We start from the raw sequence: 26,395 nt of genomic DNA on the forward strand, positions 1-26,395 counted from the left end.
AATAGTACATGGCTGCTATACCTACATATCACTATCCACAGCGCGGCAAACTTGCGGTACTGGGTGCCGGGGAAAGCGGCGTGGGAACGGCTATGCTGGCCCAGAAGCTGGGCTTTGACGTTTGGGTATCCGATGTAGGGCATATTGCTGACCATTACAAAAAACAATTGGAAGATGCACAGCTGCTTTATGAGGAGGGCAAGCATAGTGAGGAAAAGCTATTTACTGCGGATTTAGTGGTAAAAAGCCCCGGAATACCGAACACGGCCCCTATCGTACAGCAATTGAAAGCCAGGCACATACCGGTAATAGCCGAGATTGAGTTTGCCGCCCAATACACCGATGCCAAGTTGATATGCATCACTGGTTCCAATGGCAAATCCACGACGACCATGCTTACTTGGCATATCCTCAGCCAAGGCGGGCTAAACGTAGGATTGGCGGGCAACATCGGGAGGAGTTTCGCTTTGCAGGTCGCCCGCGAACAATATGACTATTACGTGTTGGAACTGAGCAGCTTTATGCTGGATGATATGGAACATTTCCGGGCAGATGTGGCCGTATTGCTAAACATCACACCGGATCACCTGGATCGCTATGATCACAAGCTGGAAAATTACGTGGATTCCAAGTTCCGTATCATCCGCAACCAACAACCTGAGGATCTCTTTATTTACTGCATGGATGATCCAATTACCAAGGATGGGCTGCAACGGCATAAACCCGTGGCAACGGTGTTGCCTTTTAGCCTTACGGAGCGGGTTGAGCCTGGAGCTTACCTGAATGAAGAAAACGAATTAGTGATTAACGTACCACATCAAGATACTTTTGCGATGGATATCAATGAACTTTCCCTTCAGGGAAAACACAACATCTACAACAACATGGCTTCCGGATTGGTGGCCAAAGCACAGGAACTCCGGAATGCCTCCATGAAAGAAAGCATGGGGTCATTCAAAAACATTCCGCACCGGCTGGAGTTTGTCGCCTGCATAGCAGGAGTCAATTACATCAATGATTCCAAAGCTACGAATGTCAACGCCGTGTGGTATGCTATGGAGAGCCTTGCCCCCCAAATCGTGCTGATCATGGGGGGCGTAGACAAAGGCAACGATTACGATATGCTCCGGGATCTCATCCGGACCAAAGTACGGGCAATCGTATGCATCGGAAAAGACAATTCGCGCATATATGATTCACTGGAAGATGATGCGCGGATTATCGTAAACAGTTCAAGTATGCGTGACGCAGTGGAAATTGCCTCGCACCTGGCGCAAAAGGGAGATACGGTATTGCTTTCACCAGCTTGTGCAAGTTTTGACTGGTTTAAAAATTTTGAAGATCGTGGCAACCAATTTAAGGAAGCTGTGATGGATTTGTGATTGAAACAAAGACTATGGAACAGGCATTTTCAAAGTTAAAAGGCGATCGATGGTTGTGGATCATCGTCATCGTGCTGTCCGTATGGTCGCTATTAGCAGTGTATAGTTCGGTGGGGACGTTGGCTTATAAAGAAGGCAAGGGCACCGAAGTTTACCTCATCAAACATACCTTGCTGATATTTGGTGGCTTTGCATTAATGTACATTTCGCATTTGCTTGATTACCGGTGGTACGCCGGGATCTCCAAGATTTTGATGGCAATTACCATCCCGCTTTTGCTGTATACGTTGGTCTTTGGAGATACCATCAATGAGGCAAATCGCTGGTTGACCATCCCCGTCATCAATCAGACGTTCCAGACGTCAGATTTGGCCAAGCTGGCCCTGATTACTTTTTTGGCGAGGACGCTGACGCGCAAGCAAGAAAATATTAAAGACGTAAAAAAGGCATTTCTGCCCATCATGGGTTCTGTTTGCCTCATCTTCGCCCTTATTGCACCTGCGAACCTTTCAACCGCGTTGATGCTGTTTGGCGTAAGCGTGTTGTTATTGATCATTGGCCGCATTAGCATCAAGCAGATTATGTATGTGTGCTTGGGTGTTTTTGTGTTGCTCATCTTGATCGTGGCACTGGGTCCCCGCCGACAGACGTACATGTCACGGGTGGAAACGTATCTCAACGGAGAGACTGCCGACGACGATAAATCTTTCCAGGCAGACCATGCCAAGATTGCCATCGCATCGGGCGGGCTATTCGGCAAGGGGCCCGGCAACAGCACGCAGCGCAATGTATTGCCACATCCGTACTCGGATTTCATTTTTGCCATTATTATCGAGGAATATGGCGCGGTAGGCGGTTTTGTGTTGGTATGCCTCTATGTGGCACTCATGTTCCGATGCATCCGTATCGTAACACTCAGCCCCAAGGCATTCGGGGCGCTGCTGGCAGCAGGACTGGGGTTCAGCCTTACGTTGCAGGCGTTTGGCAATATGGCCGTGGCAGTGGGCCTGGGCCCAGTGACGGGTATCCCATTACCACTCGTGAGTATGGGCGGGACGTCCATCTTATTTACCAGCGTGGCTTTTGGCATTATTTTAAGCGTGAGCCGCAACATTGACGAGATGAAAGAAAAAGTGATCGTAGAACGGAATAAAAAAGTAATTGTAGGCGAAATTCCAGTCATGGAGTAAGCTACGGGTATCATTAATTAAACAGCAGCATGGCGGGTACCAGGACAAAACGAGTTATCATCAGCGGAGGGGGTACGGGGGGGCACATCTTTCCGGCTATAGCGATTGCCAATGCACTGAAGCGATTGGCACCCGATACCGAGCTGTTGTTTGTGGGGGCCAATGGCAGGATGGAAATGGATAAGGTACCCGCTGCAGGGTATGAAATCATTGGCTTGGATATCCAAGGGATCAACCGGAAATCGTTGTGGAAAAACCTCACCTTGCCATTCAAGTTGTACAAAAGCATCCGGAAAGCCCGACAAATTGTCCGTGATTTCAAGCCCGATGTTGCGGTAGGCGTAGGTGGATATGCTTCAGGCCCGTTGCTCCATACCGCCGTCCAATTGGGAATCCCCTGCCTCATTCAGGAACAAAACTCGTACGCAGGTATCACCAATAAGCGATTGGGAGCCAAAGTGGATAAGGTATGCGTCGCTTTTGAAGGCATGGAAAAGTTTTTCCCCAAAGAAAAAATCCTGCTGACCGGGAATCCCATCCGGCGCGAATCGGTGGATATCCAAAGCAAACGGTTCGAGGCCGCAGAGCTGCTGAGCCTCTCACCGCATAAAAAAACCATCTTATTGACGGGTGGGAGCTTGGGGGCACGCACGTTGAATGTGTGTATGCGCGAGGGGCTGGAGAAGCTGATAGCGGCCGATGTACAGGTCATTTGGCAGTGTGGTGGGTATTACTATGATGAGCTCCGTGCAGTGATTGGCAATGCATACGAAAATAGCGTGAAGCTGACAGCCTTCCTTCACCGGATGGATCTCGCCTATGCGGCGGCGGATGTAATCATTGCCCGGGCCGGGGCGGGTACCATCGCTGAATTGTGTGCGGTAGGCAAGCCTGCCATTCTGGTGCCCTCGCCTAATGTGGCCGAAGATCATCAGACAAAAAATGCGAAGGCCTTGGTCGATAAAGCTGCAGCGTTGATGGTGAGCGATATGGAGGCTCCCCAGCAATTGGTAGATACCGCATTGGCTTTGCTCCACGACGAGAAACGCTGCAAGGTACTGCGGACAACTATCAGCAAATTGGCAATATGGGACGCAGATGAGGTGATTGCCCGGGAAGTACTAAAACTGGCAGGAGAGAATTAAGGTTTAATAATATGAACATAGATAACATCAAGCAGGTATATCTTATCGGAATTGGCGGCATCGGCATGAGTGCACTGGCGCGTTATTTCCGCCATTTGGGTTGCTTGGTGGCTGGGTATGACAAAACAGAAACTACGCTGACGATGCAACTGGTGGCCGAAGGGATTCCGGTGATTTATTCCGATGATTTCAGCCAGGTAGATGATGCGTTCAAGATAGCGGGCGAAACTACGCTTATCATCTATACGCCCGCTGTGCCCAGCGGATTGGGCATCCTCAATCAATTCAACGCGCTGGGACATACATTATTCAAACGTTCGCAGGTGCTCGGACTCATCAGCCAGCGCAGGTTTACCATCGCGGTGGCTGGTACACATGGCAAGACCACTACATCCACGCTTGTCGCACATTTGCTGAAAGATAGCGGATACGACTGTTCGGCATTTCTCGGCGGCATCAGCACCAACTATAATAGCAATGTACTCTTCTCGGATAATAATGTGGTGGTCGTGGAAGCGGATGAGTACGACCGATCGTTCTTGACGTTGCATCCCGATATTGCAGTGGTGACGTCTGCGGATGCAGACCACCTCGATATCTACGGTGATAAAGGGCATCTTGAAGAATCGTTCAGTTTATTTCTGCATCAAGTGCAAGCTGATGGGACAACCATCGTGAAAATCGGCTTGCCCTTTGAAGCAACGATACGTTATGCGGCGGATAGGCCTACGGATGCGTATGCCGAAAACATCCATATTGCAAATGGCACGTTCTATTTCGATTACGTGTGGCATGGCGGAAGGATGGATAACCTCCATTTGGGCGTGCCCGGACAGCACAATATTGAAAATGCCGTGGCCGCCATCACCATCGCGCATCAGCTGGGTATTGGGACGGGTGACATACGAAGCGCGCTGTCGTCATTTGCGGGCGTGAAGCGCCGCTTTGAATACATTGTAAATACGGACGGGACGGTATATATCGATGATTATGCTCATCATCCCGAGGAGTTGCGGGCGTTTTTGACTGCCGTGAAACAGCTTTATCCATCAAGTACACTTACAGCAGTTTTCCAACCCCATTTGTATACTCGTACCCGGGATTTTGCTGATGGGTTTGCCGAAGCATTGTCCATGGTGGATACCTTGTTGCTGATGGATATCTATCCGGCAAGGGAGTTGCCCATAGCAGGTGTGGATTCACAGATGCTGCTCGATAAGGTGGCGCTAAAAGACAAACGTTTAGCCACCGCCGATGAAGTGAAGGAGTATGTCCGCATAAATCGTCCCGGGTTGTTGGTGACCATGGGAGCAGGCGATATCGATTTATTGGTGAAACCCTTGAAAACGATTTTAACACATGTTTAAGCAACTATCCAACCGGATTTTCTGGCATAGGCTACTATACAGTGTAGTGGCGCTGATCGTCTTGGGGGGATTGGTGACGCTCATGGGCTTTATCAAAGGCAAGAGCAGCGAGCAAGCCTGTACCGAAGTGCGCATTGTGGTACTTGGTGCCGAATCGTTTATCGAACAGCAAGATATCATGGCCATGTTGGTGGAAAAATACGGTGAGTTGGAAGGTCGCACGCTTGAAGATATTCCCACCCATGAAATGGAAAAAGATTTGCGCCAAATTCCCTTCGTGTTCTCGGCCATGGTGACCATTGATATGGATGGCGTGCTTGCGGTACGCATTGTGCAGCGGGAAGCCGTGGTGCGTGTCATCAATAACAAGGGGCTTGATTTCTACATTGACAAGGAAGGACACAAGATGCCGGTGTCGTTGAAGTATGTGCCACGCGTGCCTGTGGTCAATGGCCATATTACCGAGCCCTATAATGGCGCGCTTGATAGCATGGAAACCCAGCTGGTAAAAGATATCTTCAAAACCGCCCAGTTTATCAATGCGGATAGCGTGTGGAGCAGCCAGGTCGTGCAGTTGTATGTAAACGAATACCAAGATATTGAGTTGGTACCCCGTGTGGGCAATCAACAAATTATACTGGGCAATGCTGATTCATTGGAACGCAAATTTGAAAAACTCATGCTGTTTTACAATAAGATTGTACCTAAAACAGGTATTGACGCATATACGTCCGTCAACCTGAAATTCGCTGGCCAGATAGTTTGCGAACGGGACGAACGGTTCAAACCCGAAGAGCTAATCAGCATGCCGGATTCCACCCTTGACAATACACCAAATAATAGCATCAATACACAATAGTTATGAAGACAAAAATAACAGCAGAAAAAGACTCGCCAATCGTCGTGGGACTTGATATTGGTACTACGAAAATATGCGTTACCGTAGGCAGGCGAAGCGGTGCCAGCAAAATTGAGATTTTGGGGGTGGGCAAAGCCGAATCATCCGGTGTAAGCAGGGGCGTAGTGGCCAACATACAGAAAACGGTCAACAGCATCATGCAGGCTGTCGAGGAAGCCAGTGGACAATCCAATGTTGATATCAAAGTGGTCAATGTCGGCATAGCCGGCCAGCACATCAAAAGTATCCAGCATCGGGGTATCCTGACGCGCAGGGATGACAATGAGATCAGCCGGATGGACATTGAGCGGCTCATCGAAGACATGTATAAACTGGTGCTTCCTCCGGGGGAAGAAATCATCCATGTCCTGCCACAGGAATTCACGATTGACAATGAACCCGGCATCAAGGATCCCATTGGCATGGCGGGTAGGCGGATGGAGGCCAACTTCCACATCATCTCGGGCCACGTGAGCGCTATAAAAAACATCAAGAAATGTATTGATAATGCATCACTGGAAGTGCAGGATCTTATCTTGGAACCATTGGCATCTTCCGAGGCGGTACTCGACGAAGCCGATAAAGACGCTGGCGTTGTGCTTGTCGATATTGGCGGTGGCACCACCGACGTAGCGATTTTCCACGAAGGCATCATCCGGCATACCGCAGTGATCCCCCTGGGAGGCAATATTGTGACGGAAGACATCAAGCAAGGTTGTTCCGTATTGCGCAATCAGGCTGAGCTGCTAAAAATCCGTTTCGGTTCAGCCCTTGCTGACGAAAATAAAGAAAATGAAGTCATCTGTGTACCTGGCCTACGGGGACGTGAACCCAAAGAAATTTCCGTTAAGAACCTTGCCTATATCATCCAGGCAAGGATGGAGGAAATCATCGAGCATGTGTATTATGAAATCAAGTCTTCGGGCTATGAAAATAAACTCATCGGCGGTATTGTAATTACCGGTGGCGGAGCCCAGCTGAAGCATCTGGTGCAGTTGGTCGAATACATCACCGGCATCGACTGCCGCGTGGGCTTTCCCAATGAGCACTTGGCCAAAAACGAAGTACTCCCCAAGAACATCTACGATGAACTGAAAAGCCCGTTGTATGCCACCGGCATCGGCTTGCTGATCAAGGGTATTCAAACCGAAGAAGAGCAGGCAGAAATGAACGAAAAACACAGTACTCCGATATCCGTAAAAGATATCACCGAAAAGGGTTATAAAGAGAAAGGCTTCTTCAAATGGTTCAAAGACATCATCAAAGATGGTAATGAAATTGATGATGAAACGTATTTGGGCAAGAAATAGTTTTCAACATCTGTTGTTTTTTCCACATTGTTAACACTTGTGGAAAACTATTGTGTAAAAAGTGCTATTATTACGCTACGAATATAGGGTCGAAATGGTTTTTGTATCACGCTCTGTTGGAGCAAAATACGATTGAGATATGTCTTTTAAGTTTGAAATGTTAAAGGAACAGTCGGCAATTATTAAAGTAATTGGCGTGGGTGGTGGCGGAGGAAACGCAGTGAACCACATGTATAAGCAAGGGATTAGCGGTGTGGATTTCATCGTTTGCAATACCGATGCCCAAGCGCTTGAGTTGAGTCCAATACCCAATAAAGTCCAGTTGGGTGCTAGCCTTACCGAAGGGATGGGCGCTGGGGCTGATCCGATGGTCGGCGAAAATTCGGCCATTGAAAGCATCGAAGATATCAAACGCATGCTGGGGTCCAACACGAAGATGCTGTTCATCACAGCGGGAATGGGGGGCGGTACCGGAACAGGTGCAAGCCCGGTGTTGGCCAAAGCAGCGAAAGAACTCGGGATTCTTACGGTAGCCATTGTGACTACCCCCTTTGCTTTTGAAGGTAAAAGACGGCGCGTCCAAGCCGAGGAAGGATTAGGTGAATTGCAGAAATATGTCGATTCCTATTTGGTGATTTCAAATGATCGGCTGCGCGATATTTTCGGCAACCTCACCATGACGGCAGCCTTTGCCAAGGCTGACGATATCCTTACTACTGCGGCAAAAGGTATCGCCGAAATCATTACCATACCCGGCTACGTCAACGTTGATTTTAAAGATGTGCGTACGGTAATGAACGATAGTGGCGTGGCTATTATGGGCAATGCCATAGCCGAAGGTGAGCAACGTGCGCTACGTGCAGTCGAAGGGGCGCTTGCTTCCCCGTTGCTTAAAGACAATGAAATTGAAGGGGCACGTTATATTTTGCTCAATATCACATCGGGCAAGCAGGAGGTGACCATGGATGAAGTCACCGTTATCACGGATTACATCCAGGAGAAAGCCGGATTGTCCGCTGATTTGATTTGGGGCAATTGCATCAATGAATCACTGGAAAATGAATTATCGGTAACCATTATTGCTACCGGATTCCAGACCTCTGAAGAACGCAAAAAGGAAAAAGAAAACGAGCGTATTGAGATACCGCTTACGCCGGAAGAGCCCAAGGCGCCTTACGTCAGGCCTATCAACCAATTTGTTCAGAAAGAAAAAAGTGTGGCAGACGCCGAGCCGGTGACCGTGGTCAAACCCGCAACGGAAGAACCCAGCATACGGCCCGTTGCCCAGCAGGCAGACTTGTTCAGTGCGCCTTCTTCATCAAAACCTCAATTGCGGAACACTACCCCTGATAATGATGGGATTATCCGCCATACGTTGACTCCCCAAGAAGCGCAACAGCAACCCCAAGAAGATCGGGCCGAAGATGGATTCGAGGTGAAAGTGACGGCTTCGCCGTTCCACTTTGAATTGCCCGCTGCTGGCAGTGAAATTCGCCAAGAGGAGAAAGAGCCAGAGGAAGTCGAAAAAGTTGGCAACACCAGCGATCATAGGACACCGGAGGAAGTGGAGAAAGAATTACTGACGGTCAAGGATCGCATTTTCAGGCTCAAGCAATTGAGCCTGAAACTGAAATCGGCCAATGGCCTTCAGGAGTTGGAGACGGAGCCCGCATACAGACGCAAACAGCTGGCCTTGGATGACGTGCCGCACTCTTCTGAATCCCAAGTTTCCAGGTTTACCCTTTCCACGGAGGAAGGCATTACTGAAATCAGACCAAACAATTCATTTCTACATGATAATGTAGATTAGCGCATTCTCGTCTGCCTATTTAATATGTACAACTGTTTGGTGAGGATTCAGTAGAATCGTGAGCCAAGCAGTTTTTATGTTTATGTAGGAAGCCCAGCGACCAAGTCCGGTAAATAGCCAGAGCGAGTTGGTAGCATTTGATTTAAAGTTTATCTTTGCAACAATTTTTGTACAATTTATTAAGCAACAGCATTGGACTTATTTGATAAAATTGCGAAAAATCTTGGGCCAATCGGCCAGCACTATGAATGGTCACACGGTTATTTTTCCTTCCCTAAATTGGAGGGCGAAATTGCACCCCGTATGTTATTCAACGGAAAGGAACATTTGGTTTGGAGCCTCAACAACTATTTAGGGTTGGCCAACCATCCTGAAGTCAGGGAAGTGGATGCCAAGGCTGCGGCAGACTTTGGTATGGCATATCCCATGGGTGCCCGAATGATGTCTGGAAATAGTGTGTATCATGAAGAGTTGGAGCAAGAGCTCGCCACGTTTGTAGGCAAGGAGGACGCTTTTTTGCTCAATTACGGATACCAGGGGATGATATCAATTGTCGATGCATTGCTGGACCGTAATGATGTAGTGGTTTATGATGCAGAATCCCATGCCTGCATTGTAGATGGTGTGCGGTTGCATATGGGTAAGCGGTTTGTATATCGGCATAACGATATTGAAAGCTGTGAAAAACAATTGATGAGAGCTTCCAAGCTGACCCGTGCAAATGGCGGATCGATATTGCTGATTACTGAGGGGGTATTTGGCATGTCCGGCGTCCAGGGACAACTAAAGGAGATTGCTGCGTTGAAGAAGCAATATGGATTCAGAATGCTGGTTGACGATGCGCATGGCTTTGGTACGATGGGGCCTACGGGAGCAGGAACACATGAAGAGCAGGATTGCATCGAAGATGTCGACATCTATTTTGGGACGTTTGCTAAATCAATGGCCGGAATAGGTGCATTTGTCGCTGCTACAAAAGAAGTAATTACCTACCTCCGCTACAACATGCGCTCGCAGACCTTTGCCAAATCGTTACCTATGCCCATGGTATTGGGATTGAAGAAGCGCTTTGAATTATTAAAAAACAGCCCCGAGCTAAGGGAAAGGTTATGGGATGTTGCACGTGCATTGCAGAATGGATTACGTGAACGAGGATTTGATATCGGTACTACCAATACCATGGTAACCCCTGTGTTTCTCAAGGGCGACCTTAATGAAGCTACTTCCCTCACCCGGGATCTGCGCGAAACACACGGGATATTTTGTTCCATTGTCGTATATCCCGTTATTCCCAAAGGATTGATTGAATTAAGGCTAATACCCACCGCGGCACATACCCGTGAAGACGTTGACTATACGTTGGATGCGTTTACTGCCGTGAGCGAAAAGCTGCAAGCAGGCTATTATAAACAAGCTGTTTCTTTACAATCGGAATAGAACTCCAATAACAATTAGATTTAAAAAGCCAAAAAGTGCACAGAAAAGGGCGTTTTTTGGCTTTTTTGTTTTATATTACCCTTCATATACTATCTGTTTGATTGTCAGCTGAATATATATTTCAGGCTTGAGGTGTTTGTTTGAACATCTTATGGATTGTGGAAAAAAAAGCGTGTTTATAGCCTGCCTTGGGTGTTTTAATGTTTTTTTTTCCAAAAAAAGATTCTACTTTTAACGCACTGTAGATTATTTAACTTAATTAAATTTAAAACTTAAAGGAGTATTTATTATGGCAAGTATTCAAAAATTTAACGAGCTGAAGAGCTTAATCGACGGGCTGGAGGGGGACGCTGACAAATTTTTCAATAAAGGCAACAGCGCTGCAGGTACCCGCGTGAGGAAAGGCCTACAAGAGGTTAAAAACTTGGCCCAAGAAATCCGCTTGGAGATTCAAGATGCAAAAAATGCAAAATAAGCAGACCTATTAATATGCATTAAACGCTTACAAGCCCTGAATGTTCAGGGCTTTTTTATTTTTCAGGCAAGTTATTTAACTTAGGTGATGCGATATACCGCTACATACTTTTTTGGAATAAGCTGCTTGGTTTTATCATTGTTGTCTTCCGTTGAGGGGTGGGCGCAGTGCGGATCCGTGGGTGACCCGATTGTCAACATTACGTTTGGCACCCGGTTGAATCCCGATTTTGGTGGCGGTACCACTACCTATCACCGGAATGAACAGGGCGAATTGAACGATGGTGAATATAAACTTGGCAGCAATGGTAACCAAGGAAGAGAATCATGGCATAATCTTCGGGATCATACCCATCCAAATGAGGAAGGCATGATGCTCCTTGTCAATGCAAGTTATGACACCGGTGAATTCTATCGCATACGGGTTTCGGGGCTGTGCCAAGATACCCGGTTTCGCTTCAGCGCATGGATAGCCAATGTCAATAACATCGCGGAATGCGATAGCAATGCCCTGTCTCCGAATGTACGCTTTGTTATTGAAGACCTGAACGGCAATGCCGTCAGCTTACCCTATGTGACAGGCAATATCCCCCCTTCGGCAACACCACAATGGCAACCTTATGGCTTTGAATTTGATACCGGCAATCAAACCGAATTTTACCTCGTGCTTATCAATGAAAATCCCGGTGGCTGTGGTAATGACCTGGCCATTGACGACATTCAGTTTAGGCCCTGCGGCCCAGAAATTACATTGGATGCAGCATTGACGAGGGGCACAGATACCATTTTCTTCTGTGAAGAATCGGCAAGTCCAATAGCAATAACCAGCGCCATGGAAGCCAGTGAAGCATATGCCACTGCCCCCGCTTTCCAATGGCAAACCCGGTATGAAGGGCAAACGGAGTGGCAGGATATACCGGGAGAAACGGGAGCGAGCCTTACGATCAGGCCTGTACATTATCAATGGTATCGGGTCACTGCTGCGGCAAGCAAAGCCAATCTCGATAACCGGCTTTGCAGGGTTGTATCGGATTCGCTGGTCGTCATACGCGACACTGTTCACCTCGCCCCCATGGAGGATTTAGTCATCTCGCCCGGCCAACAGATCAGTCTGCATCCCCAGACGAATGGTACGCAATTCCACTGGCATCCTGCGGTCGGCTTAAGCAATGCTACAGTACGCAATCCTGTGGCTTACCCTACGGAAACAACGACCTACCAACTGATGGTCAGCAATACGCAGGGGTGCTACAATGTCGCTTTGGTGACCGTACGCGTATTACCGGAACTTATTTTGCCCAATACGTTTACGCCAAATGGCGACGGCATCAACGATACCTGGGTGATTGCTGGCTTGGATGAATACCCAAGTGCCTCGGTACAAGTATTCAACCGGTGGGGAGCGCTGGTATTTTCGTCCGAAGGGTACCAAGCACCTTGGGATGGCCAATCCAACGGTGCCCAACTGCCCACGGGAACATACTATTACATCATCTCTTCCAAGTTATTGACGCGGCCGTTGACCGGATCGGTGACGATGTTAAAATAAAGCTACAGCGGGCGCGCTTTATTGTTTCTGCTTTTTTTTGTATTATCGCTGCAAAGAAATGATTCTATTATGGGCGGCAAATTAAATAATCCAATTTGGATAATGAGTTCAGCATTTGACCAGTTGACGTTGAGAGAATTGATTTCAACGGCTCAATATGTTGGTGTACAGGGGATTGATTTGTGTGTTTTCCGCCTTGATGGCACTCGGCAAGACCATACAGCCACTCATTTGGATTATGACCACTTCACGCTGGACACGGCCAAACAGCTTATCGAAGATTTCAATGCCGCAAGCCTGGGGTTATCATTAGGTGCTTTCGAGAACATGATTGGTGGAGATCCGGCGGAGCGAATCAAAAACCAAAACCACCTGCTGAAGCTAATCCGGATTGCGTACCTGCTGGGGGGGGATGCCAATGATGTGAAGGTAGGCACATTTGTCGGGTATAACCATGAGCTTGGTGCCGAAGAAGGTGGTTTTCAGAAAAACCTCGACGAATATAAACGGGTGTTTGGCCCGATCATCAAGTACGCGGAAGATATGGGTGTGACGATATTGTATGAAAATTGCCCGATGGAAGGATGGCGATCGGCTTCATTTACGACCACCTTCAATAATTTGGCGGGAGTTCTGGCTGCACGCAAATTGATGTATGCGTTGATTCCCAGTAGGGCACATGGCGAAATTTATGACCCGTCGCATGATATCTGGCAGCATACGGATCCCGTGGATGTCATTGCACAAAGTGATATTTCACGAATCCAGCGTATTCATGTAAAAACCACCCGCAATCTCAAAACCAAAGCCCGGGTAGATTGGGGTGGTATGTATCCCATGCAAACTGTGGATAAAGATTTGGCTGCTGAAGCAGGGGTAGCCATTCCGGCGCATGATTGGGATAGGCATCATTATGAAGCTATGCTGCCTGGATTTGGCGGATCTGATAGTATGGACTGGCGGGCATTTGCAGATTTGCTTACCGCGAAAGGTTTTGATGGGCCATATGAAATCGAAAATGAGGCTAAAAACTCAAAAGATACAGGCAATATTTCGGCCATCGTGCAGGGGTACCAAGCTACTGTTGGTTTTTTGTCGCCCATGCTGTGGAACTTGGATGAATCGGCAGGCTATAAGTATAGAAATTCCCAGTCATTCATGTATTCCGAGATGCATGATGTGCCGGTAAGGACAATTGATCAATTGTAAGATGGACGGGCAACTTAGGATTAAACACCGGAATGTAAGCGGAATTTTTCAATGAGTTCGGCGATATTGTCTACTTGCAATTTCTCAAAAATACGTGTTTTGTAAGTGCTTACCGTGGACGTGCTGAGGTTGAGTGCCTTGGATACTTCCATGATACCCAGCCCCTGTACCAGGTATTTGGCCACATCTACTTCCCTGTTGGAAAGTTTATTCAACGGATTATCGGCTTTCAGTACCGATTTTCCCATCGTGAGGGTATTATAGTACAATTCCCTTACCTCCGGGCTCATGTATTTTCCCCGCTGGATGACGGCCAGAAGCGCCTCTTTTAGATCGGCTTTCGACGTGTTTTTGTTGAGGTAACCCGCAGCGCCCGCTTGTAGATAGCGTAATGCATAAAGTGTCTCATCATAGGATGAGAAAACCAAGATTTTAATATTGGGCTGTGCCGTCAATACTTTTTCAACCATCTTGATGTTATTCCCCCCCGGCATGTTGATGTCAAGCAGCAAGAGATCATATTGTTTTTCCAGTAATAATTTGATCATTTCATCAAAATCTTCAGCTTGGGTGACCTTTGCCAAGGGCAGTGTCTCTTTTACCACGATTGATGTACCCAGCCTAACGATACCGTGATCATCTGCTATTAATATCTCTGTCATGTGAAATTAACGTTTGTCATAGAGGCGCCACACGGATGACGCTTGGTTATTTCATAAGTAAGGATGCCAACTTGCGAACAATGCAAATATAAGGTTAAAATATTAATTGCATTAACCTTCCAGGTTAAATTTGATGGATTGGGGGTAAAAATATATGCTAGGTGGTTAATTTTTCGATCATCCTTTGTCGGTGCTAAATTATCAATTTAAAAAAAAATTTGATTACTTGCTAAAAATACTCATTTTAGGGTTAAGAAAAAAAATAAAACAAATTAACCTTTTTATTTATGGGCATTTTGAAAGAATTCAAGGAGTTTGCCATGCGTGGAAGCGTGGTAGACCTTGCAGTTGGTGTAATCATCGGTGGAGCCTTTGGCAAAATCGTCACCTCCTTAGTCAATGACATTATCATGCCGCCGATTGGATTCCTAACAGGAGGAATTGATTTTTCAGAGATGAAATATGTTATTCAGCCGGGGGATGAAGCAAATGGGGTGACCGAAACAGCGATTAACTACGGCAACTTCATCAACATTGTCATTGAATTTATCATCATTGCATTTTGCATTTTTATCGTTATCAAGGGACTTAACTCCTTGAAACGTAAAAAGGACGAGGTGCCTGCGGCACCACCCGAACCGCCCAAAGAAGAGCTATTGTTGACCGAAATCAGGGATTTGCTGAAGGCAAAGCAATAGGGATGATGACACGTGCGCCGTTCAGCGCACGTGTCATCGAATTTTTTAGAATGTTTTGGCTACGGTCGGATCGGTTAGGATCACAAAATCACCTAAACGGCTAAACGTATCCCAATCCGGTTGAGCGATGCTTTCATCCGGAAAACAAGAAATGTTTAAAACCGAGAGCTTAGGTGCATATTTCCGCAGGTGGGCAACCGTTCCCAATTGCTCATCGCTGTGAAACCGGCCATTAAGATGCAGAATTTTTTTTACGGGCTTCTTTTTTGCCAATCGGCTGATCCGGTAAGCCATCGTTGCATCCCATAGGTTTTGGCTTTGGTATATTTTCAGGTTTCCCATCCCTTCATGTCCGCCCATCAGGCCGGCAAATTTATCGTAATAGGCGCCCGTAAGGGTGTCTACGGGAAGCGGTGCGAGCAGGGCCCTGGCCGTTTTATCCAGGGCTTTTAGGCTTTCCAGCCCCTCACGGGTCACCCTGTTGGTATAACGACTTGGCGCGTTTGCCGCTAATACGGGCAGGTGGTGTTCCTTGGCATACTCCACCATCGGGCGATAGTCCTTGTAATTGTTCCACAATACAGCATCTTTATCCAGGTTGCGCTCCGTAATGAGTCCCGAAAGGTATTCATCCAGCACCAGTTGATCGTCACTCACAAACATTTCCATGGAAAGCGCAACGCCACTGTATTGGTCGGTCAGTGCGCGCAAGAGCTCATACTGCAGTACATGGGCTATCGAATCGTTGTGCTCCTCACCGAAAAAGACCACATCAGCACGCTGGAGCGCCGCCGCCAAATCGGGTAATCCGATTTCCCGTTGCGCATGGGTGTCGTATATCCGATAATGGATACTATCCTGTTGCATGGAAAACGCGGCAAATGGCAGGAGGCCTGTCAAATAGCAAAGCATCAATTTTATCATGTTGCGAATATACGGCTTTCCACCGACCCATGATATGGAAAAAAATGTGGGATAAATTTGATATTTATCCTATTAACCCGTACATTTGCGCTCTCGTTTTGGGGATATAAAAAAAATAGATATTAAGCGTCATGAAGAGAACATTTCAGCCGTCGCTACGGAAAAAAAGGAATAAGCATGGATTCAGGGAGCGCATGGCTACTGCCAATGGCCGTCGCGTTTTGGCCGCAAGGCGTGCGAAGGGAAGAAAACGCCTTACCGTATCAGACGGAGGCCGTCACAAAGCCTAATCACGATATTGCCGGTGACTGCTTGCGTCCGGAGCCATCAACCGGTTTCGCGTAAGCCATCGAGCATGAAAGAATATAGATTTCCTAAAGAAGAACGATTGTGCAGCAAAAGGTTGATTGATGACCTTTTCCGCCGTGGTTCTTCTTTTTTTATCCATCCCTATCGCGTTGTATTTCTACGGACAGCCGGACTCACACCGAAAATACAGGTGATGCTGTCGGTTCCTAAACGCCGTTTTCCATTGGCCGTACACAGGAACCTGCTTAAACGACGCATGCGCGAGGCATATCGCCTGCAAAAAGGACAAGTATTGTACCCATCGCTTGAAAGCCAGCCTTATGGCTTGGTGATGGCCATCCAATATGTGGGTAAGGAGGTAATGGACTATCCGGTGATGCATCGGCGCATGGCGGAAGTATTGGTGAGACTCCGGGATGCACATTTATCGGATTGCAACACGCAAAGGCCATGAAGGTAGTTCACTTTATTTGGGAAAAGGTTATCAAAGCCGCACTCGGAAGCATTTTCTTGGTGCTGATTAAGGCCTACCAATTATTGTTGTCGCCAATGTTGGGCGCTTCCTGCCGTTACTCGCCTACATGCTCACAGTATGCCGTGGAGGCGATACGGAAATATGGCCCGTTCAAAGGCGGGTGGCTTGCCGTAAAACGGATAGCCCGCTGCCATCCCTGGGGTGGACACGGGCATGACCCCGTACCCTAACTGTTGGTTGATTGCCCATAGCCACCAAAAAAATCATTAACTTCGCGGCTAAATATGCCAAAGCATTTTATCCTGCAAATTGAAACGGCAACACAGGTGTGTTCTGTGGCCATATCCGTTGACGGACGTACGCTGGCGTTCCGTGATGTCGACGAACCCAACGTACATGCGTCCCGGCTGACGTTGCTGGTGGAGGAACTCATGCATGAAACTGGCTTGTCATTTGCCGACTTGGCAGCAATTGCCGTAAGCAAAGGCCCGGGATCCTATACCGGATTGCGCATAGGCGTTTCCACGGCGAAAGGGCTATGCTATGCGACAGCACTTCCCTTGATTGGCATTGATACCCTTACGGCCATGGCTGCGGGATTTGTAGCCGAGCAATCGCATCCCATTCACGCAGGCACCTACTTATATCCCATGGTAGATGCCCGTCGAATGGAGGTGTATACGGGGACTTATGACCATCGGCTTAATCCGCTGAAGCCCGCTGCCGCCCTCATTGTTGATGCCCACTCATTCAGCGATTTGGATACCAACCAGCAGGTCACGCTCTTTGGGAATGGGGCAGATAAGTTCGAGGATCTGTTTGCCGCCAATGAACACGTGGTCGTGATTTCCCATTTCAAAAATTCGGCAAGGCACTTAAGTGGGCCCGCGTACCGGGCTTTTCTGGATAATCAGTTTGAAAATGTTGCTTATTTTGAGCCTTACTACCTGAAGGATTTTGTAGCGACAACGCCGAAACAACGGTAAGCAACCCAACCCAAGGTGCTCCCGCTTACCGCTCCGATGCTAATCCCGTACTGCTGTTCGCACAGAACCTCCGTATGACGAAAGTTGCCGCATAGAAGACAAAAACTTCACAACCACCCCTTCCGCTTAAACCAAAAATAGATAGCGACGGAAATGCCAACCATAAGCAGCATGGCCGCCGGGTAGCCATAATGCCACTCCAATTCGGGCATAAACCTGAAATTCATCCCGTAGATACCCACGATAAAAGTAAGTGGCATGAAGAACACTGAAAAAATGGTCAGCACGCGCATGATTTCATTGGTACGTTTGGAGGATATTGAAAAATAAACCGACAGTAGCTGGCCAGTGTTTTCAGAAAGGTTGTCGAAAATGGTCTGTGTGCGGATATAGAGATCGCGTAGGTCACGGGTATATGCATCACGTTGCCCTATCGAATCAATATTGTCCACGATTTCATAGGAGAGGAGCATCAGCCTCCGTATGACATCTATCTGGCGTTTTACAAAATACAAGTTTCGCAGTATCGGCGAGTTCGGCTGCTTCAAAAACACCTGTTCTTCGTAATAGTCCAGCAATTCGGACAATTTTAAGCCCGGTTGCTCAAACGTGAGTATCGATTCCCGGATCAACGCGTTCAGCAAGTGCAATGTTGAATCACATGCGCCAGTGTCGATGCGTTTGGTTTTGACCGAGTTTATCACGTTGTATTCGGCACGGTGCACGGTAATGAGGTGATCGCCGGTGAAGAATAAGGCGATCTTATTGGTCAGTTCTTGAATTGTATCCGCCTCATCCCCCAGGTTAGGGGCAAACACCCTGAAGATAATAAACGTATAATGATCAAATAATTCATATTTTGGCAAGTGGTCGGGCTGCATGCAGTCCTTGATGGAAGCTTCATGCAGCTTGTACTGTTTGGCTACCTGCCGGATTTCATCATCGGTAGGGGCCGATAGGTCTACCCAATCGAAGCCAGTTGAATCTTTGGATGTCAGTAATTGGATCACGTATTCGAATGTCTAAAAAAAACTTGGTTTTTGTGTTTTTTTTTCTGACAAAAATGCTTTTTTTGTTGTTATACAACACGAGAGTCGCTATAACAGAAAACACATGCCAGTAACAGTAAGCAGAAAAGAGAAGATATTCGAACCGGATTCCAGCCGTGTCATCGCCCGATTCCTTTTTGCAGGCGAAGAGCGGGCAAAGCGATTGATTATGGCGTTGACGGCGCTTAGCAATGGACAGCAACGGGATCTGCTCAGCGAGGTATTGCGTAAGTATTCCAAGCGCCACCGTAGCCTGAAAAAGATATTTGCCAACCATTTCAAGCGGTTGATTCCAGTGATGGAACTGATGGAAATCGACCATGCGAAGCTGCCGGATCATTTGAAGCAGCTTATCGGCTCGTATTTCACGATGGAATATTCCATTGAGGCTGCCGCATTTTTCAATCCTTCCATCATTGAACACCCCGACCAGACCTCGCTTGCGCGGGGCCAGAAGCGGGTCATCATCAGTTTCAGGGCTACGGGGGAGGGGCATATTTCATCGATTGTTTTCAGGCAAGGTGTATTGGACACGAATATGGATATCGACGTAGAGCCTCCGGGAAAAATGCTTGAGGTACCCGAGCAGGTAAAGAACCACACCTACCATAAAAAATCTTTCCTCCGCAAGTTACGAGAAATGTGGAGTGACAGTGGTTACCGCAACGATGAGGCCTATGAAATTATCAGCGACCAGTTGGACGATACCTTTACCTACGAAGAGCTTAAGCAGGCACTCAAAGAAGTACAGGTAAAGCTGGAGCCCCGGCAGGAAAACCTGGCATTCCTGCAGGAAGTGCGATGGCTGGCATCTTCCCATTATGAAATGACATTTTCCGTAGACACATCGGTGTGCGAGCGGGTTATTTTTCCCATTGCCGATACGGAGAAAAACGGGATAGAAGACGCCCGGTTTGTCCGATACATCGGTGAAAAGGGAGCGGTCACGTACTATGCCACCTATACCGCGTATGACGGGATATCCATCCTTCCTAAGCTGCTTATGACCAAAGATTTCCGGCATTTCCAGGTAATGCCTATGCACGGATATATCGCACAGAACAAAGGCATGGCGTTGTTTCCGCGCAAGGTTAATGGGCAATACGCTATGCTGTGCCGCATCGATGGGGTTAATAATTACATCGCGTATTCCGATCGCGTCAATGTGTGGCGTGAAGCCAAGCTGATACAGACACCCCGTGAACCCTGGGAGCTGGTACAGATGGGCAACTGCGGCTCCCCGTTGGAGACTAAGGAAGGGTGGCTTGTGCTCACACATGGCGTAGGGCCTATGCGCGAATATGTTTTAGGTGCTTTGCTGCTTGATTTGGAACATCCCGAACACGAAATCGGCCGTCTGAAAGATCCACTGCTCATCCCCAACCGGAAAGAACGCGAGGGCTATGTGCCCAATGTGGTGTATTCCTGCGGGGCCTACATCCACCAAGACAAACTGGTTATTCCGTATGCCATGTCGGATTATGCATCCACGTATGCGGTAGTGGATGTAGCGGAATTATTGGCAAAACTACTTAATAATAACGGCAAATCAGACCGCTAAGATATGGCGGTAAACGTCAACGTAGCTATCCACCATCTTTTTCCTTGAAAACATGGTCTGTGCCCATCGAGCGCAATCTTGCCGGGATAATCCGGAGAGATTGGCGACGGCCGATACCGCTTCTTCCGTGTTGGATACCAGGAATCCGGTTTTGCCGTCTACCACCAGCTCCGGCATGGAACCCCTATTGATGGCAATGACCGGCGTGCCGCACAGCATAGCCTCGGCCACACTCAGCCCGAAAGGCTCATCAAAACCAATCAGGTGCAGCAGCGCAGCGGCGTTGCCCAATAAGTGGTTTCGATCATCCGGTCCTACATTGCCTACATATTGGATCTGGTGGCCATCAATACGGGGCGATACCGCTGTGGCAAAGTAACGTTCATCCTGCACCAATCCCGCCATGATGAGGCGGCGCCCCGTTCGTTGGGCCACCTCAATAGCGAGATGTGCCCCTTTTTCCGGATGTATCCGCCCGAAATACAGCAGGTAGTCGTCCGGTTGTTTGACGAAGTCAAACAGCGATGTGTCCATCCCGTTGTACACCGTGGCTGCGTAGTCCAGCTCGGGCGACCGATCCGCATTGCTAATGGAAATGTAGGTGCTGGTGCGGTTATATCGCTTATATACCGGTAGAATCTTCGGGGAGGAAAAACCATGGATGGTGGTCACCATGGGCGTGCTGATCAACCTGGAATAAGTAAGCGGAAGAAAGTCGAAATGATTGTGGATGATATCAAACTCAGCCGCCGCTTCCATCGCCTGGGCGATGTGCAGGCATTCTTCCACCTTGGGGTCCAACGTCTGATCCTCGGCATACCCCCTGGGTGTGGTGTAGCGGAGCCTTGCCCGGGTGATGGAATCTGCTGTGGCAAACAAGGTCACATCCAGCCCCTTGTTGACCAACCCTTCGGCGAGCGCCGAGGCGATTTGTTCCCAAGGTCCGTATTTACGGGGCGGTGTCCGCCAGGCTATGGGGGCCAGTATTGCTATCTTCATCGGTTTCCTTGGAACGTGTACGATTCATTGGTTTTTCAACCGCTTGCTGCAAGGCAAGGTGTGCAATCAAGTAGGCGAGTGTACTTTCTGCCCCTTGGTTCCGGTTTATACCGTCTTTCTCCAGCCCATCGCAGCAACCGCCAGTCTCGGCGTCATAGAGGCTCATGCGCAGATCATTTTCGCCTAAAAACCACCTAAAAGCCGTATATGCTAATTGCAAGTAATGCGGATCGCCGGTATGGTTGTGCGCCTGGAGGAACAGCAATACCGTAGCCATGGCGTCCACGGGCTGCTGGTCGAATCGGGAGCACACGCCATCGCGCCTAAACCATGCTTCATTGCCCACCAAGCTCAGGTATCCTTTGTGCATGGTATGTTTTTCGAGGAAAGCCATGCTCTCGAAGCCGACCTGGCGGAAAGCATCATCGTTGAGCAGCTCGCCCGCCTGCATCATCGAGAGAGGCAGCAAAGCATTATCATAGGCCAACAGTGACTCGTACCAATGCCAATCATCCCGTCGGTGGGTGATGTATTCCCGATGAAGCCGGAGGGCAAGTTTATGGGTTAATTCCATCATCCCATCATCCGTAGGGAGGCCCTTTAGACAGTGGTATAAGCCGAGGATGATGTTGGCAATGCTGCGGATGGATTGCAATCGCTCAAAATGAGGCACCGCTTTGAAGAACACCTTACGGGCAACCTGGAAATAGGCATCCTTCGGTGCGTGCGCCATGGCGTAGCCGATGGCCCAAACGGCACGGCCAAATGCATCCTCTGATCCCACGTGGTCCAGGAAATTGCGGTTGAAGCCCATGAAATTACGGAATGTCCCGTCGTCGTTTTGCGCGTAATGGATATAAGCGAGGTATGTGGGAATGTTGTGCAGGGCTGTTTCATCCTTGGTTTGCCGATAGGCCATGAGTGCCATCAACAGTGCACGGGCATTGTCATCCAAGCAATACCCTTCATGATAATTGGGAATGCCATACGTGGCATGCTGGAAAATGCCCGTACTGTCTGTGAGCCTTGTCACGTGGTCGAGCCGCAGCGGCGGTAAAATGTACTTACGCTTAGCCATCTTCATTGTGTTTCCGTTGTAGTAAAACTCTTTCGTTACAAGGTAACGTTTGTTTTTCTAAAACTTATAAAACGCCAATTAGTTTTTTGGTTGGTAGCAATGTGCTTTCCAAAGGGCAAAAAATAAGGCTGCCGAAATGGGCAGCCTCAGGATATTTTTATTTAAGTATGTTGCGGCGTTCCGCGCGATTTATTTTTTCTCCTTCGTATAGGCAGCATTCAGCGCAGTAAGCACCTCGGTGGTTATTTCCAAGCTTTCATCGGCATACAATACCGCTGGATTAGCAGCAGAGTAGGTCAATACCAATTTGTATCCGTTTTCCTTCGCATGTTTTTTCAGGTAATCGGTGATCCTTGAATATAGTTTTTCGTTTTCAGTAGCTTCCTCCTGAGCAAATGAAGCGCTGGCATTTTGGTTGTGGCGGGCAAGTTCATCCTGTTTGCGGGCCAACCGTTCTTCTGTGCTTTGCCGATCGGCAGCACTCATGGTAGGTGCCTTTTGTTGGTAATCTGCTACCTCACGTTGGAAGGCCGTGCTGCGGGACTGGAGGTCTGCTTGCGCCTTCTTTGCTTTTTCTTCCAAGTTGGATCGGACATCTTTGAAATATTCGAACTTTTCGAGCAGGGTATCTATATTGACGTAGACAATTTGCTCAGCACCGTTGGCTTGGGTGGAGTCTCCACCTGAAACCGATGCTGATGGTCTTGTTCCCTGATTATTGCAAGACACAACTGTGGCGGCCAACAATGCACATATTCCAGCTTTTGCAATAAATGCGAATGCGTGTTTCATACTTCTCTTGTTCATTTTCTTAATCAAAGGGCAAACCTAAGATAAAAATCCCACATTCCAAACCCCCCGCGTTTCCTATTTCATTTCTCGTACATTTTTCGTATCTTTGGACACCGAATTTAACAACGATAATGAGCGAAGAAAATAAGAAACAGTCAACTTATACAGCAGATAACATACAGGTATTAGAAGGATTGGAGGCCGTTCGCAAACGGCCTTCCATGTATATCGGTGATACCGGGGTGAAGGGTTTGCACCATTTGGTGTATGAAGTGGTGGACAACTCCATAGATGAGGCTGTAGCTGGTTATTGCGATGATATTCAAGTGATTATTCATAAGGACAACTCGATCACCGTTGAGGACAACGGCAGGGGTATTCCCACGGGTATCAATAAGAAAGAGAACAAGTCAGCGCTTGAGTTGGTCATGACGGTGCTCCACGCCGGTGGTAAATTTGATAAAGATACGTACAAGGTTTCCGGTGGTCTACATGGTGTTGGGGTATCCTGTGTTAACGCGTTGTCTACGGTGCTGGTTGCAGAAGTGCACAACGAGGGAAAAGTGTTCATACAGGAGTACCACAAAGGGAAGCCGCAATACGACGTAAAGGCCATAGGAGAGAGCGACCGGACGGGTACTAAGGTGACCTTTCATCCCGACCCCGAGATCTTTACTACTACAACGGTGTATAATTATGACACCCTGGCCAGTCGCCTCCGCGAGCTGGCATTCCTCAATAAAGGCGTCAGGCTTACCTTGGTGGATGAGCGTGACGAGCAAGCAGATGGTTCGTTGCTGAGTGATGTGTTTTATTCTGATGGTGGATTGAAGGAATTTGTTAAATTTCTTGATGGTACCCGCCAACCGCTCATTCCCGAACCGATCTATGTAGAAGGGGTAAAACAAGGGATCCCGGTGGAGCTGGCATTGCAATACAACGACACGTATTCCGAAAACGTGCATTCATATGTCAATAACATCAACACCATCGAGGGTGGTACGCACGTGGCGGGCTTTCGCAGGGGGCTTACCCGTACGCTGAAGGCCTATGCCGACAAATCCGGCCTGCTCAAAAACATGAAAGTGGAAATCACCGGCGATGACTTCCGCGAGGGACTCACTGCTGTGATCTCCGTGAAAGTGGCCGAGCCCCAATTTGAAGGACAAACGAAAACCAAATTGGGCAATAACGAGGTCATGGGTGCCGTGGACGTGGCCGTTGGTGAAATCCTGAGCAATTACCTCGAAGAAAATCCTAAGGAAGCCAAAACTATTGTCCAGAAGGTGATTATCGCCGCCCAAGCCCGCGCTGCGGCCCGCAAGGCCCGCGATATGGTGCAACGCAAGAACGTGATGGGTGGCAGTGGCCTGCCCGGAAAACTGGCCGATTGCTCCAACAATGATCCCGTAAAATGCGAAATTTACCTCGTGGAAGGGGACTCCGCAGGCGGAACGGCCAAACAGGGCCGCGACCGGGAGTTTCAGGCGATACTGCCACTCCGGGGTAAAATCCTCAACGTAGAGAAGGCCATGGAGCACAAAATCTACGAAAACGAAGAGATTAAAAACATGTTTACCGCCTTGGGTGTGAGTATCGGCACAGACGATGACGCCAAGGCGCTGAACCTGGACAAGCTACGCTACCACCGGGTTATCATCATGACGGATGCCGATGTGGACGGATCGCACATCACAACATTAATCCTCACCTTCTACTTCCGCTATATGAAGGAGTTGATCGAAAATGGATATGTATACATCGCCACGCCGCCATTGTACCTGGTCAAAAAGGGCAAAGAACAACAGTATGCTTGGAATGATGACCAACGGGACACAGCCATACAGCGCCTTAAGGGGGCTGGTAAGGAAGATAGCGTGCATGTGCAACGATATAAAGGGCTCGGTGAGATGAACGCGGAGCAGCTTTGGGAAACCACCATGAACCCTGCGACAAGGACCTTGCGCCAAGTGACCATCGAAAATGCCGCGGAATGCGATCGCATTTTCTCCATGTTGATGGGCGACGAGGTGGCTCCAAGACGCGAATTTATTGAGCGCAACGCCAAGTATGCGAAGATTGATACATAGGTAGCTATCGTTATCAGCAGCCGGTTATCAACCGACTGCTGATAACGATAATCAGTAGCAGGCTGTACATATCCTAAACCCCAACGGCGACCTTGCTGTACAAATACCTTTTTTTGTACTCCAGCGGCGTCATATCCGTCACCTTCTTGAAATGCCTGTAAAAATTGGAAACGTTGTTAAATCCACATTCAAAACAAACGATTTCGGTGGGCAAAATATCCTCTACCAATAGCCGGCATGCATGGCTAATGCGTATTTCAATAAGGAAATCATAATACGTCTTCTTGGTCATCAGCTTGAAATACCGGCAAAAGGAGGTGACACTCAAGTTGGCAATTGACGCAATTTCTTCTAAGCTGATTTCCTTTTTATAGTTGCTTAAGGTGTATGTGCAGACTTTATTGATGCGCACGGCATCCATTTCATTGGATTTGTAAAAGGCATGCGCGGAGGCAATCGATACATATTCTTCCGATTCAGCGATGGTTTTGAGGATAGACAGGAGAATAATGAGCCGTTCCATATCGGTAGCTACCGTTGCCTTGTGCATCAGGTCGATCAGCCTGACCCGGCTCCTCCCGCTAAATTTCATTCCTTTCCGGGCTTTCTCAAACAGTTTCGGTACCAGGTACGTTTCCGGTAAGTTGAGGAAATCCCTACCAAAGCAGTCGGGAAGGAAATGGATCACAATTGCCTCCACTTTCCTGTCCGGATGGTTTTGGTAGTATTCCTCGTTGCACTGCCACATATGTGGCAGGTTGCTGCCCAACAGCAACACTTCGCCTTCCGAAAAGTTGCCGATATTATCACCGATGAACCGCACGCCTTTACCCCGGATGACATGGTGGAGCTCCAATTCCGGGTGATAATGCCACAGTGATCCGAAGTTTGCCTGGACATCATGCCGTGCACTGAATGACGATTGGATTTGCGTCGGTACTTTGTGGAAAAGTGGCTTCATATCTCATAATCGTTGTTTTCCATTTCCCTGGTGCCGGGAA

The 26,395-nt window shown here is 48.2% G+C and carries 25 protein-coding genes; 18 read left to right on the plus strand and 7 right to left on the minus strand.

The window, feature by feature from the left end; all coding sequences use genetic code 11:
- Positions 1 to 8 precede the first annotated feature (8 nt).
- The 11 genes from murD to BMW65_RS12725 all read left to right on the plus strand — a co-directional run bounded on the left by murD (position 9) and on the right by BMW65_RS12725 (position 13,771).
- A complete protein-coding gene (gene murD, locus BMW65_RS12675; RefSeq protein ID WP_090605874.1) occupies positions 9 to 1,382 on the plus strand; it encodes a UDP-N-acetylmuramoyl-L-alanine--D-glutamate ligase in 1,374 nt (457 codons plus the stop codon).
- A gap of 14 nt (positions 1,383 to 1,396) precedes the next feature.
- Complete coding sequence (locus BMW65_RS12680) at positions 1,397 to 2,572, plus strand: FtsW/RodA/SpoVE family cell cycle protein (protein ID WP_090605876.1); 1,176 nt, start codon at positions 1,397 to 1,399, stop codon at positions 2,570 to 2,572.
- 29 nt (positions 2,573 to 2,601) lie between these two features.
- Positions 2,602 to 3,717 carry an undecaprenyldiphospho-muramoylpentapeptide beta-N-acetylglucosaminyltransferase gene (gene murG, locus BMW65_RS12685; protein ID WP_090605878.1) on the plus strand — a complete coding sequence of 372 codons (1,116 nt, stop codon included), beginning with the start codon at positions 2,602 to 2,604 and terminating at the stop codon, positions 3,715 to 3,717.
- Between the two features lie 11 nt (positions 3,718 to 3,728).
- A complete protein-coding gene (gene murC, locus BMW65_RS12690) occupies positions 3,729 to 5,084 on the plus strand; it encodes a UDP-N-acetylmuramate--L-alanine ligase (RefSeq protein ID WP_090605879.1) in 1,356 nt (451 codons plus the stop codon).
- Positions 5,077 to 5,943: a cell division protein FtsQ/DivIB gene (locus BMW65_RS12695; protein WP_177181112.1), complete on the plus strand. Its 867-nt coding sequence runs from the start codon at positions 5,077 to 5,079 to the stop codon at positions 5,941 to 5,943. Before murC ends, BMW65_RS12695 begins: the two co-directional genes overlap by 8 nt.
- A gap of 2 nt (positions 5,944 to 5,945) precedes the next feature.
- On the plus strand, positions 5,946 to 7,292 hold the full coding sequence (gene ftsA / locus BMW65_RS12700; protein ID WP_090605881.1) for a cell division protein FtsA: 1,347 nt from the start codon (positions 5,946 to 5,948) through the stop codon (positions 7,290 to 7,292).
- Positions 7,293 to 7,431: 139 nt separating this feature from the next.
- Positions 7,432 to 9,102: a cell division protein FtsZ gene (ftsZ, locus tag BMW65_RS12705; protein ID WP_090605882.1), complete on the plus strand. Its 1,671-nt coding sequence runs from the start codon at positions 7,432 to 7,434 to the stop codon at positions 9,100 to 9,102.
- A gap of 192 nt (positions 9,103 to 9,294) precedes the next feature.
- Entirely contained in the window at positions 9,295 to 10,539 is a 1,245-nt protein-coding gene (locus BMW65_RS12710; RefSeq protein ID WP_090605884.1) for an aminotransferase class I/II-fold pyridoxal phosphate-dependent enzyme, read from the plus strand.
- 289 nt (positions 10,540 to 10,828) lie between these two features.
- Positions 10,829 to 11,014, plus strand: coding sequence for a histone H1 (locus tag BMW65_RS12715; protein ID WP_090605885.1), 186 nt, complete (start codon positions 10,829 to 10,831; stop codon positions 11,012 to 11,014).
- A gap of 126 nt (positions 11,015 to 11,140) precedes the next feature.
- Positions 11,141 to 12,562, plus strand: coding sequence for a T9SS type B sorting domain-containing protein (locus tag BMW65_RS12720; protein WP_177181113.1), 1,422 nt, complete (start codon positions 11,141 to 11,143; stop codon positions 12,560 to 12,562).
- 102 nt (positions 12,563 to 12,664) lie between these two features.
- A complete protein-coding gene (locus BMW65_RS12725; protein ID WP_245747630.1) occupies positions 12,665 to 13,771 on the plus strand; it encodes a sugar phosphate isomerase/epimerase family protein in 1,107 nt (368 codons plus the stop codon).
- Positions 13,772 to 13,791: 20 nt separating this feature from the next.
- Here BMW65_RS12725 and BMW65_RS12730 read toward each other — a convergent pair whose 3' ends face one another.
- Positions 13,792 to 14,433, minus strand: coding sequence for a response regulator transcription factor (locus BMW65_RS12730; RefSeq protein ID WP_090605890.1), 642 nt, complete (start codon positions 14,431 to 14,433; stop codon positions 13,792 to 13,794).
- A gap of 287 nt (positions 14,434 to 14,720) precedes the next feature.
- Here BMW65_RS12730 and mscL point away from each other — a divergent pair, with 287 nt between their 5' ends.
- Positions 14,721 to 15,131 (plus strand): large-conductance mechanosensitive channel protein MscL, encoded by a 411-nt coding sequence (gene mscL / locus BMW65_RS12735; protein WP_090605892.1) that lies wholly within the window; start codon positions 14,721 to 14,723, stop codon positions 15,129 to 15,131.
- Between the two features lie 45 nt (positions 15,132 to 15,176).
- Here mscL and BMW65_RS12740 read toward each other — a convergent pair whose 3' ends face one another.
- Positions 15,177 to 16,055: a ChaN family lipoprotein gene (locus tag BMW65_RS12740; protein WP_245747631.1), complete on the minus strand. Its 879-nt coding sequence runs from the start codon at positions 16,053 to 16,055 to the stop codon at positions 15,177 to 15,179.
- Positions 16,056 to 16,186: 131 nt separating this feature from the next.
- On the opposite strand from BMW65_RS12740, the gene rpmH reads away from it, so the two are divergent.
- The 4 genes from rpmH to tsaB all read left to right on the plus strand — a co-directional run bounded on the left by rpmH (position 16,187) and on the right by tsaB (position 17,825).
- Positions 16,187 to 16,345: a 50S ribosomal protein L34 gene (gene rpmH, locus BMW65_RS12745; protein WP_090605894.1), complete on the plus strand. Its 159-nt coding sequence runs from the start codon at positions 16,187 to 16,189 to the stop codon at positions 16,343 to 16,345.
- A 65-nt stretch (positions 16,346 to 16,410) separates the two neighbouring features.
- Complete coding sequence (locus BMW65_RS12750) at positions 16,411 to 16,818, plus strand: ribonuclease P protein component (protein WP_090605895.1); 408 nt, start codon at positions 16,411 to 16,413, stop codon at positions 16,816 to 16,818.
- Entirely contained in the window at positions 16,815 to 17,069 is a 255-nt protein-coding gene (gene yidD, locus BMW65_RS12755; RefSeq protein WP_090605897.1) for a membrane protein insertion efficiency factor YidD, read from the plus strand. The genes BMW65_RS12750 and yidD overlap by 4 nt, the downstream gene beginning before the upstream one ends.
- A 54-nt stretch (positions 17,070 to 17,123) precedes the next feature.
- The gene (gene tsaB, locus BMW65_RS12760) at positions 17,124 to 17,825 is read left to right on the plus strand and encodes a tRNA (adenosine(37)-N6)-threonylcarbamoyltransferase complex dimerization subunit type 1 TsaB (RefSeq protein WP_090605898.1); all 702 of its coding nucleotides are present in this window, start codon (positions 17,124 to 17,126) and stop codon (positions 17,823 to 17,825) included.
- A gap of 107 nt (positions 17,826 to 17,932) precedes the next feature.
- On the opposite strand, the gene BMW65_RS12765 is transcribed toward tsaB, so the two are convergent.
- Positions 17,933 to 18,835 (minus strand): magnesium transporter CorA family protein, encoded by a 903-nt coding sequence (locus BMW65_RS12765; protein ID WP_090605900.1) that lies wholly within the window; start codon positions 18,833 to 18,835, stop codon positions 17,933 to 17,935.
- 103 nt (positions 18,836 to 18,938) lie between these two features.
- Here BMW65_RS12765 and BMW65_RS12770 point away from each other — a divergent pair, with 103 nt between their 5' ends.
- Positions 18,939 to 20,435, plus strand: a complete 1,497-nt coding sequence (locus tag BMW65_RS12770; RefSeq protein ID WP_090605901.1) for a glycoside hydrolase family 130 protein — start codon at positions 18,939 to 18,941, stop codon at positions 20,433 to 20,435.
- On the opposite strand, the gene BMW65_RS12775 is transcribed toward BMW65_RS12770, so the two are convergent.
- The 3 genes from BMW65_RS12775 to BMW65_RS12785 form a co-directional block, all read right to left on the minus strand.
- Positions 20,424 to 21,434, minus strand: coding sequence for a glycosyltransferase family 4 protein (locus BMW65_RS12775; RefSeq protein WP_090605903.1), 1,011 nt, complete (start codon positions 21,432 to 21,434; stop codon positions 20,424 to 20,426). The genes BMW65_RS12770 and BMW65_RS12775 overlap by 12 nt on opposite strands.
- The gene (locus BMW65_RS12780) at positions 21,385 to 22,512 is read right to left on the minus strand and encodes a hypothetical protein (RefSeq protein ID WP_143053878.1); all 1,128 of its coding nucleotides are present in this window, start codon (positions 22,510 to 22,512) and stop codon (positions 21,385 to 21,387) included. The genes BMW65_RS12775 and BMW65_RS12780 overlap by 50 nt, the downstream gene beginning before the upstream one ends.
- Positions 22,513 to 22,701: 189 nt before the next feature.
- Positions 22,702 to 23,304 (minus strand): OmpH/Skp family outer membrane protein, encoded by a 603-nt coding sequence (locus BMW65_RS12785; protein WP_090605907.1) that lies wholly within the window; start codon positions 23,302 to 23,304, stop codon positions 22,702 to 22,704.
- A gap of 131 nt (positions 23,305 to 23,435) precedes the next feature.
- Here BMW65_RS12785 and gyrB point away from each other — a divergent pair, with 131 nt between their 5' ends.
- The gene (gyrB, locus tag BMW65_RS12790) at positions 23,436 to 25,394 is read left to right on the plus strand and encodes a DNA topoisomerase (ATP-hydrolyzing) subunit B (RefSeq protein WP_090605909.1); all 1,959 of its coding nucleotides are present in this window, start codon (positions 23,436 to 23,438) and stop codon (positions 25,392 to 25,394) included.
- Between the two features lie 73 nt (positions 25,395 to 25,467).
- On the opposite strand, the gene BMW65_RS12795 is transcribed toward gyrB, so the two are convergent.
- Positions 25,468 to 26,355 carry an AraC family transcriptional regulator gene (locus BMW65_RS12795; protein ID WP_090605910.1) on the minus strand — a complete coding sequence of 296 codons (888 nt, stop codon included), beginning with the start codon at positions 26,353 to 26,355 and terminating at the stop codon, positions 25,468 to 25,470.
- Between the last annotated feature and the right edge of the window lie 40 nt (positions 26,356 to 26,395).

Origin of the sequence: Parapedobacter koreensis, from assembly GCF_900109365.1 — a bacterium.
Taxonomy (GTDB): domain Bacteria; phylum Bacteroidota; class Bacteroidia; order Sphingobacteriales; family Sphingobacteriaceae; genus Parapedobacter; species Parapedobacter koreensis.